Annotated in this window: 8 protein-coding genes; all 8 read right to left on the bottom strand. The window is 63.2% G+C overall.

Annotated features, from left to right (window positions below):
* Nucleotides 1-435: 435 nt before the first annotated feature.
* Complete coding sequence (locus tag AB0H50_RS34880) at nucleotides 436-831, bottom strand: hypothetical protein (protein WP_357461360.1); 396 nt, start codon at nucleotides 829-831, stop codon at nucleotides 436-438.
* Between the two features lie 287 nt (nucleotides 832-1118).
* On the bottom strand, nucleotides 1119-1601 hold the full coding sequence (locus AB0H50_RS34875; protein WP_357461358.1) for a hypothetical protein: 483 nt from the start codon (nucleotides 1599-1601) through the stop codon (nucleotides 1119-1121).
* Nucleotides 1602-1610: 9 nt separating this feature from the next.
* Nucleotides 1611-2357: a hypothetical protein gene (locus AB0H50_RS34870; protein WP_357461356.1), complete on the bottom strand. Its 747-nt coding sequence runs from the start codon at nucleotides 2355-2357 to the stop codon at nucleotides 1611-1613.
* 81 nt (nucleotides 2358-2438) lie between these two features.
* Nucleotides 2439-3083, bottom strand: coding sequence for a hypothetical protein (locus AB0H50_RS34865; protein WP_357461354.1), 645 nt, complete (start codon nucleotides 3081-3083; stop codon nucleotides 2439-2441).
* Between the two features lie 1026 nt (nucleotides 3084-4109).
* Nucleotides 4110-4529, bottom strand: coding sequence for a hypothetical protein (locus tag AB0H50_RS34860; protein WP_357461353.1), 420 nt, complete (start codon nucleotides 4527-4529; stop codon nucleotides 4110-4112).
* A gap of 236 nt (nucleotides 4530-4765) precedes the next feature.
* Nucleotides 4766-5497, bottom strand: coding sequence for a hypothetical protein (locus AB0H50_RS34855; protein ID WP_357461350.1), 732 nt, complete (start codon nucleotides 5495-5497; stop codon nucleotides 4766-4768).
* Nucleotides 5498-5643: 146 nt separating this feature from the next.
* Nucleotides 5644-6444, bottom strand: a complete 801-nt coding sequence (locus AB0H50_RS34850; RefSeq protein ID WP_357461347.1) for an SDR family oxidoreductase — start codon at nucleotides 6442-6444, stop codon at nucleotides 5644-5646.
* The gene (locus AB0H50_RS34845) at nucleotides 6441-7634 is read right to left on the bottom strand and encodes an acyl-CoA dehydrogenase family protein (RefSeq protein ID WP_357461344.1); all 1194 of its coding nucleotides are present in this window, start codon (nucleotides 7632-7634) and stop codon (nucleotides 6441-6443) included. The genes AB0H50_RS34850 and AB0H50_RS34845 overlap by 4 nt, the downstream gene beginning before the upstream one ends.
* Nucleotides 7635-7700: the final 66 nt, after the last annotated feature.

Here is a 7700-nt window from a genome sequence, read left to right as displayed (position 1 = left end):
CCGATCACCTGCCAGCGTCGCCACGGCGAACATGATGCACGACCACGCCCATGAGCGGAACCGGTCCGCTCACCCCATTGGGAGACAGAACCTAGCCCAATGGCTAATAACGTGACGCACAGAGGAGTCTTCGGCAATAGACCCCCGCGCCATCTCGAGTCCGTACCCGACGACGATGCGGAATGGCGTATCCATCTCGAATTCGACCTGTTCGGGATGCCAAATCGTATGAACGATACGGGCTCCGCGCATAGGCTTCAGGATCCACCTGTCTTCGTATTCTTTGATCTCCGATCGAGGGTTCTTTTCCATGTCAGTCATCCAACTCATCGAGAATGCCTCCGATGCTATCCTCGGACACTTCACCGCTGGGCGGCTTCAGATACCTTCAGATACACCTCGCCGGCATCCAAGTCCACGACAACATCGGGATTCCTATTGGCGCCATCCCCTCGCCAACCACCATGCGTTCTGCTGCACATATGCGGGGACAACGGCAAGCTGGGACAAGACTCGCTCGGGGTTGCTGAGATAAACGTAGTCTTGACGGTTGCTGAACATCGCCATCAGCTCAGCCAGGCTGTCGCGCTCGGCTGGGGTGACGGAGATCTGCCGCTTCACGAGGCTGGCGCACAGTCCGTCGACCAGTTCACCCCACTCACCGACATCGCTGTAAGTCCGGTACTGGGCAAGCGTTTCCGGCGGAAGCCGATCTGCCAGCCGTTCCAGCAGACCGCGGGATTCCTTGTTGAGTTTGTTGATGCGGTCGATCTGTTCCTGTGTCCTACGGCGCCTTTCGCGTGTCCTGCGCGGCCGTTCACTGGACTCCATGTTCTCCCTAGTCTGGCTGCCCATTCCTCGCCAACCCGGACCTCGCCACCCCCCCTCCACACCAGTGCACGCCATCAGCCAGCCCCGGGAATCCCACTTCCATGGCGGAAGCCGCGCGGGCTACATCGACTACCCCGAGCTCGAGCCCGACAGCCGCCGTCTGATTGCGCGGGCATCGTCGATCACCAGGCCAGTGGGCTGTATTCGTCGCCTTCGGCTCCCCAGCAGTATCCCGGCTGCCCCCGGACGGGAGAGTGGCGAGTTGGCGACCCGTCCCGCTTCGAGTTTCAGATGCCTTGGAACTCGATGTGGACTATTCGAGTTTCAGGGGTTCTTTCATCGACTGCCACGCGGCGAAACATCGCCTTTCCCTTCGGCGACGTGAAGGTGTCCTGAGCCTTCTGGACATTCGGCGACGAGGCGAGGTCAGGCCCGGCGATAGTCGTCACAAGGGAAGGTTCGAACAGCTTCCTGAAATCGGCAACGAATCCAGACTTATCCAGCATCCAGACCAGATCACTGGGAGACATCTCCACAGCGAGTTTGTATTCTGTATCGCGAACGACTTCCTTCCTGACCAGAAGAACCTTTCCGTTCGACGGAAGCGTCCATCCTCCGTACTCAGTCGCTTCTTTCACAAACTCCGGACTGTTCGAGGTCTCGACATCCGGCCCTGTGTCGACTTCGACAAGGCTGCCGCATCCGGTCCCGGAAATCGATACCACCGCCATGAGCGCAATGGCAGTCACCGCCCAGCGCAGACGTTTCATCCAATAATCCTAGAACGTCCGAGTCGGGTCGACACGGGTGTCTCTGACGCTTTCGGGTCCGGTTGAGTCGACCGATCCATTGGCTATTACTCCCTCGTAGCGTTTGACCACCGATGAACCGAGCATATTGAATTCCTTGGCCAATCCAGCCGTATGCAACGCACCCATACGACGGTCGTCGATTGCTATCGAACCGATTGTGACCCCCTTGCCCTCCGCATCCGCCGTTTCACTGTCCCAGTTGTACCGGCCGAACAGGTGTATTTGAAAATCGACCGTAACACGAGGTTGCGCGCCTTCGGCATGGGGGGTATGAATTGCGGCCACCCCACTAGCGGTAACGTGCACGGAGCCTATGGCGTAATACCAGTCCGCCTGACTACTTTTGCTGAATGAATGATCGGCCTCCCATGGCACCTGGAAAGGAATCGTCTTGCCGTAGTTGGCCGGGTCGCTGGCGAGGTATCTTACGAAATCGGTTACTACTTTGTCGGCCTTCTCCTTCAGTGTGGGGTCTTCATTCATGATCTGATCCGGGTCCAGCGTGAGGTCTTTGCCGGTGTTATCGAGATAGTGCTTCAAGTGAGCAGCCGCATGGGTCCACCCCAGCCCGTCCGCTACGCCTATCGCAACAGTTACCGTCTCCGCGAACGCGTAGTCGTCTGCTCGGCTATACCAGGGCTGCGACCCATGCGCACCCTGCCCCGGGTCTGTCTGTGGCAACGGCATCGGCATGCCCGGGATTTGCGGTGACATCAGAGCCCTCCCCTTGCATCGAACTTGTTCGCGATACTGGATCCGGTCCAAACGAGCGATTTTAAGAACGGGATTGGCCGACTAGGAGGAGACAATGCTGTCCTCCCACCACACGTTGTCGCCGAATCCATACTTAGTAGCACCCAGGTCGACGGTAACCTTGTCTGCAAGCTCGAATTCGCTTGCGTTGTAGGTCGGTGCTGTGCGCCCGGGCGAATAGTCCAATGCCGTCGATATCTTGTCGATCATCGTTGCGATCGCGGTCCGTCGCGTCTGCGCCGACTGTTTCAGTGAATCGAAGGCTGCTGCGAGCTCCGACCTTATCGATTCGTTGGCCGGACTATTGATCAGCTGCGCCCACACGCCAAGCGGGAACGTGGCACCGAGATAGGACTTCGGTTCCAGGATTCCGCTACTCACATCCATTGCCTGGTTGTAGACCAAACGCTCTAGACAGGCCCCGCCGTTCTCGACGATCTTTGCCACCGCATCCAGATCCGTGCTTCGCTCGGCCACTGATTGCCCGCGTACGTTGGCGCTTGCTGCGAAAGACCGCGATGCATCCCCGGACCAGCTTCCTTGCAGCCATCTGGTGCCGCTGATGAGATTTTCCGAGGTAACGTAGTCGTTGATACCGAGCAGCCCGATCCGCCTACCGACGGCTTGCAACGCCTCCCAGTCCGCGACCAAAGGAGTCAGGTAGTCCGCCGCGGGCTTGAATCCCACAGTCGCGCTCAACCGTTCGTCGTAGGCAGCGATCTTGTCGATAGCAGACGTGACTACCTGGCGGACTGTGTACTGATTCTCCTGAACATCCGACAGGCTGGGCAGTTGTAAACCGCTGAACCGTTTCGCATCTCGGGAGTCGTCTGCCTGCTTCGATCCCGTCGTGCCGTCTGGTGTGATCGCCGCGATCGCAGCAGCGGAGGTCCCATCGGTGGCCGATACCTACTTCCTGCTGTAGCAAGATCCGATGCCAGTGCTTCAACAGCGGTCAGATCAGTCTGATGCGCGGGGGGTATCGCGGTTTGAAACTTCTCGAACGCTGGCGCCAGCGTTGCTACGAGTCCTGCCGACCCCGCAGGCAGCGCCACGCCGGGCAGCAGCCGCGAGGTGTTCGTCGTGAAGTTGGTCCCGAGGTCCGACAGATCCAGCTTGAAACCAGTCAGACTTGCAACGTCAACCGTGAAGTCGGTCATGCTGCCCCCAGGTAGATCCACCAATAGCTGGGACTACCCGGCTTCCAGCGTGGTGCGCGCATCGGCCCCCCTCTGTGATACCGCTCCAGCAGCGTACCTGATCAGGGTTTCGGCTCGGCATGAGTACGCGGATTGATCTGCCTTGCAACGAAACCCGCGCGGACCGCCGACACAAGCTCGGTCTGCCACATCATCACGCGCTTACGGAGTCTTCGGCCTGTGCGGAAACGTCTGGGAATGGCTTGCGACCGCCACAACCCCGAGATGCTCGAACTCAAAAGCTCGGCTTTACCTCCCCGTTCGACCGCACCCAACCTGCATCGTTCCACGATGCCGACCACGCCATGCTCGACTACGACACAGGATTCCATTGCGTCACAACTTCTTTGATGGACGAAGCGGACTAGCTGAACTGCAGACCGGCGCGCCTCGCGACGTGTCGCGAATGGACGCGCGCCGCCTCGCGGCAAAGAAGGCACCCTGACCGCAGCGCACGTACAGCAGTGCCGAGAGGTTCGGACGATCACCGATCCGAATACCTACTGGCCTCGGGCTATCGCGCATCGACTGTCGATGCCAGGGCGAGATACACGCCTGCCTCTGCTGGCTCGAATATCGTGTCGTCATCGGGACTGATCTCATGTATCTCACCAGGTACGACCTCATTCGAGGGCCAACGCAACCGAATGATGGACGCAGCGCCGATCGAAACAAGCTGGTCGGCAGTTTGTCGGGCCAGCTGCTTCGCAGCGGTGTCATCCAGCTCGAAATCTGAACCGCGCAAGAGCCAAAGAAGTTCGTAGATACCAACATAGTCCTCGGCCAGGTGATCGACGGCCTCGTGCATCAGCCATCTGGCAGCCGCACTCGAGTCGCTCATTACTTGCCTCCCAGCATCGGATTTCCTTGCAATCTGCGAGGGCAGCGGGACCGCCAAATCCACGATTGTCGAGCGGCTGTAAGGTTCGCTCACACGCGATCCGCGCCGGGTGAATGCCTTTCACTCGGCGCGGTTTTCGTTGTGCGCGAGCTCATCCGCGGCACCACCACGACCGCGCCGGGCCGGTGTGCGATTCCCGAACAACGTTCAGCAAACCAACTCTATTGCATCCGGTCATCTCCGCCGACGCATGGGCGAAGTGCGACAAACCGCCCGAAGTGGCGTCACCGGCGGTACCACCGGGCGTGATTTGCCGCGGGCGTCGGCAACTACCGCAGCGAGTAGCGAATCGGGGAGGACACCGAGAGGTCGGCGAGGAGGCGGTCGCAGATGACGACCGGGGAGATGCCCGCGCGGGCCATGCGCGCGACGAGCGCCAATCTTCGCTCCGGCGTGTCCCATTCGACGGTCAGCGGTCCGCGGCCTGGGCCCGCGTCGACGGTCGCCATCACGCGGGGTGGGCCGTACGGGACCGGTTCTTCGATGAGTTTCAGCACCATGCCGCGCTGCCAGGCGTGATAGGCGTCCATGTCGGCGCCGACCACCAGTTTGTCGGTGGCGGCGCACAGGCCTTGCGCGATCTCGTCGGCGACGGCGCCGCGATCGAAGTGGTGCTTGCGGCAGCGGCGCAGCACCTCGATCAGATCGGCGCGCACCTCGCGCAGCAGGGCGGTCTGGCGCTGGCGCCGCCGATCCTGCTCCGAGGGAACTCCTGCGGGAGACCGCAGTCCGATTCGGCGGGCGCGGGCGTTGTCGCGCATCATGTCGGCGCGCAGCGCGGCTCTCGGGTCTCGTTCGACTTCCTTCTCGTCGATCGCGAACAGCTCGAGAATTTGCGCGGCCCGGCAGGCCGTCGCCCGCGCGGACTCGTGGTTCATGAGCTCGGCGCCGAGCGCCAAGGCGGCGAGAACCATGCTGTCCAGCCTGCGCCTGGCCAACACAACCTCGCGTACGACATCGAGTTCTAGTTGTTCGCGGGCAGGTGGGCGATACGGGCCCATAGCCAACGCCCCTTACGAAATTGCGGGATCCGTCCTTCCCCAGCATGGCACACCCCGGCCCCGTGCGCGCCATCCTTTTTCACCTGATCGGGCGCCCATTTCCGGGGAGGGAAGCGGACGCCCGAAGGCGATCTCAATCGGGCGTCTCAGGCCCGCTGACTGCTCACCGAGACGACCTCACCGGTGAGGTAGCTGGTGTAGTCGCTGGCCAGCATGGCGATGGTCGCGGCCACCTCCCACGGCTCTGCCGCGCGGCCGAAGGCCTCTCGCTCGGAGAGCTGATCCAGCAGCTCCGTCGAACTGACCTTGTCGAGGAACGCGTGCCGCGCGATGCTCGGCGCGACGGCGTTGATCCGCACGCCCAGTTCGGCGGCCTCGATCGCGCTGCACCGGGTCAGCGCCATCACGCCGGCCTTGGCCGCGGCGTAGTGCGCCTGACCGTACTGCGCGCGCCAGCCCAGGACGCTGGCGTTGTTCACGATGACGCCGCCGTGCCCCGCCGAACGGAAGTAGGCCAGCGCGGCGCGGGTGCAGCGGAAGGTGCCGTTGAGCGTGATGTCCAGGACGCGGTCCCACTGCTCGTCGGTCATGTCGACCACCGGCGTCTCACCGCCGAGACCCGCGTTGTTGACCACGATGTCGATGCGGCCGAGCGCTTCGGCCGCGCCGCGCACCAGGGCGTCCACCTGCTCGGTGCTCTGCACGTCACAGGCGATCGCGGCGACGCGACGATCCGGGAACTCGCCCTTCAGTTCGACCTCGGTCTCGGCGAGCCTGCGTTCGTGCCAATCGGAGACGACCACGTCGGCGCCCTCGGCGAGCAGCCTGCGCGCGGTGGCCGAGCCGATTCCGGTCCCTGCGGCTGCGGTGACCACGGCGACGCGTCCGGTCAGCAGGCCGTGCCCGGCGACGGGCTCGGGCGCGACCGAAAGGGGCCGCGCCGTCACGGCCGGGCCTCACGCGGCAGGCCGAGCACGCGCTCGGAGATGATGTTGCGCTGCACTTCGTTCGAACCTCCGTAGATGGTGTCGGCGCGGGTGAACAGATACAGCCGCTGCCATTCGTTGAGATCGTCGTCCTCGTCGGCCACCAGGCCGCGCGCGCCGAGCACGGCCATGGCCAGTTCGCCGAGGCCGCGGTGCCAGTTGGCCCAGAGCAGCTTGGCGACCGAGGCCTGTCCGCCGTCATCGACGCCGGTGCCTTCCATGGTGCGCAGCGCGTGCGCGCGCAGCACCCGCAGACCCACCCAGGCTCGGTCGATCCGGTCCGCGATGAGCGGGTCGTCGGCCGCGCCGATGCGGCGGGCCAGCGCCTCGATGTCGGCCAGTTCCCTGGCGAAGCGGATCTGCTGGCCGAGGGTGGAGATGCCACGTTCGAAGGTCAGTGTGCCCATCGCGATGCGCCATCCGTCGCCCGGCGCGCCGACGACCAGGTCGGCCGCGGTGCGCGCGTCGTCGAAGAAGACCTCGTTGAATTCCGACGTCCCGGTGAGCTGGATGATCGGGCGCACCTCGATACCCGGCTGCTTCATGGGAACGAGCAGGTAGGACAGGCCCTTGTGACGGGTCGAGCCCTTCTCGGTGCGTGCCACCACGAAGCACCAGTCGGCCACATGGGCCAGCGAGGTCCAGATCTTCTGGCCGTTGATGGACCACTCGTCGCCGTCGAGGTGCGCGGTGGTGCTGATCGCCGCGAGGTCCGAACCGGCGCCCGGCTCCGAGTAGCCCTGACACCAGAGTTCGGTGACATTGCGGATGCCTGGCAAGAAACGGTCCTTCTGCGCCTGGGTGCCGAAGGCGAGCACGGTCGGACCGAGCAGCTCCTCCCCCACGTGCGAGACCCGCGCCGGCGCGTTGGCCTTGGCGTATTCCTCGTGGAAGATCACCTGCTGACGCACGGTGGCGTCGCGACCGCCGTACTCCTTCGGCCAGCCGAGGCAGGTCCACCCGGACGCGGCCAGGTGCCGGTCCCAGGCCAGGCGCTCGTCGAACGCCTCGTGTTCGCGGCCTGGACCGCCCAATCCGCGCAGTTCGCGGAATTCTCCGTTGAGATTCTCGGCCAGCCATTCCCGCACTTCGGCGGAAAACCGCGCGTCCTGCGCGGCAGTGTCGGAATCTGAGGTCTGGATCGCAACCACGACGGTAGGATAACCTACCAAGCACTTGCTTTGTAGAGTGCATGCATAAGTACTCGCGTGAACGGT

The organism is Nocardia sp. NPDC050793 (assembly GCF_040654065.1).
Taxonomy (GTDB): Bacteria; Actinomycetota; Actinomycetes; order Mycobacteriales; family Mycobacteriaceae; genus Nocardia.
Note: the sequence above shows the minus strand (reverse complement) of the source record. Positions and strands in the feature narration are given on the sequence as shown.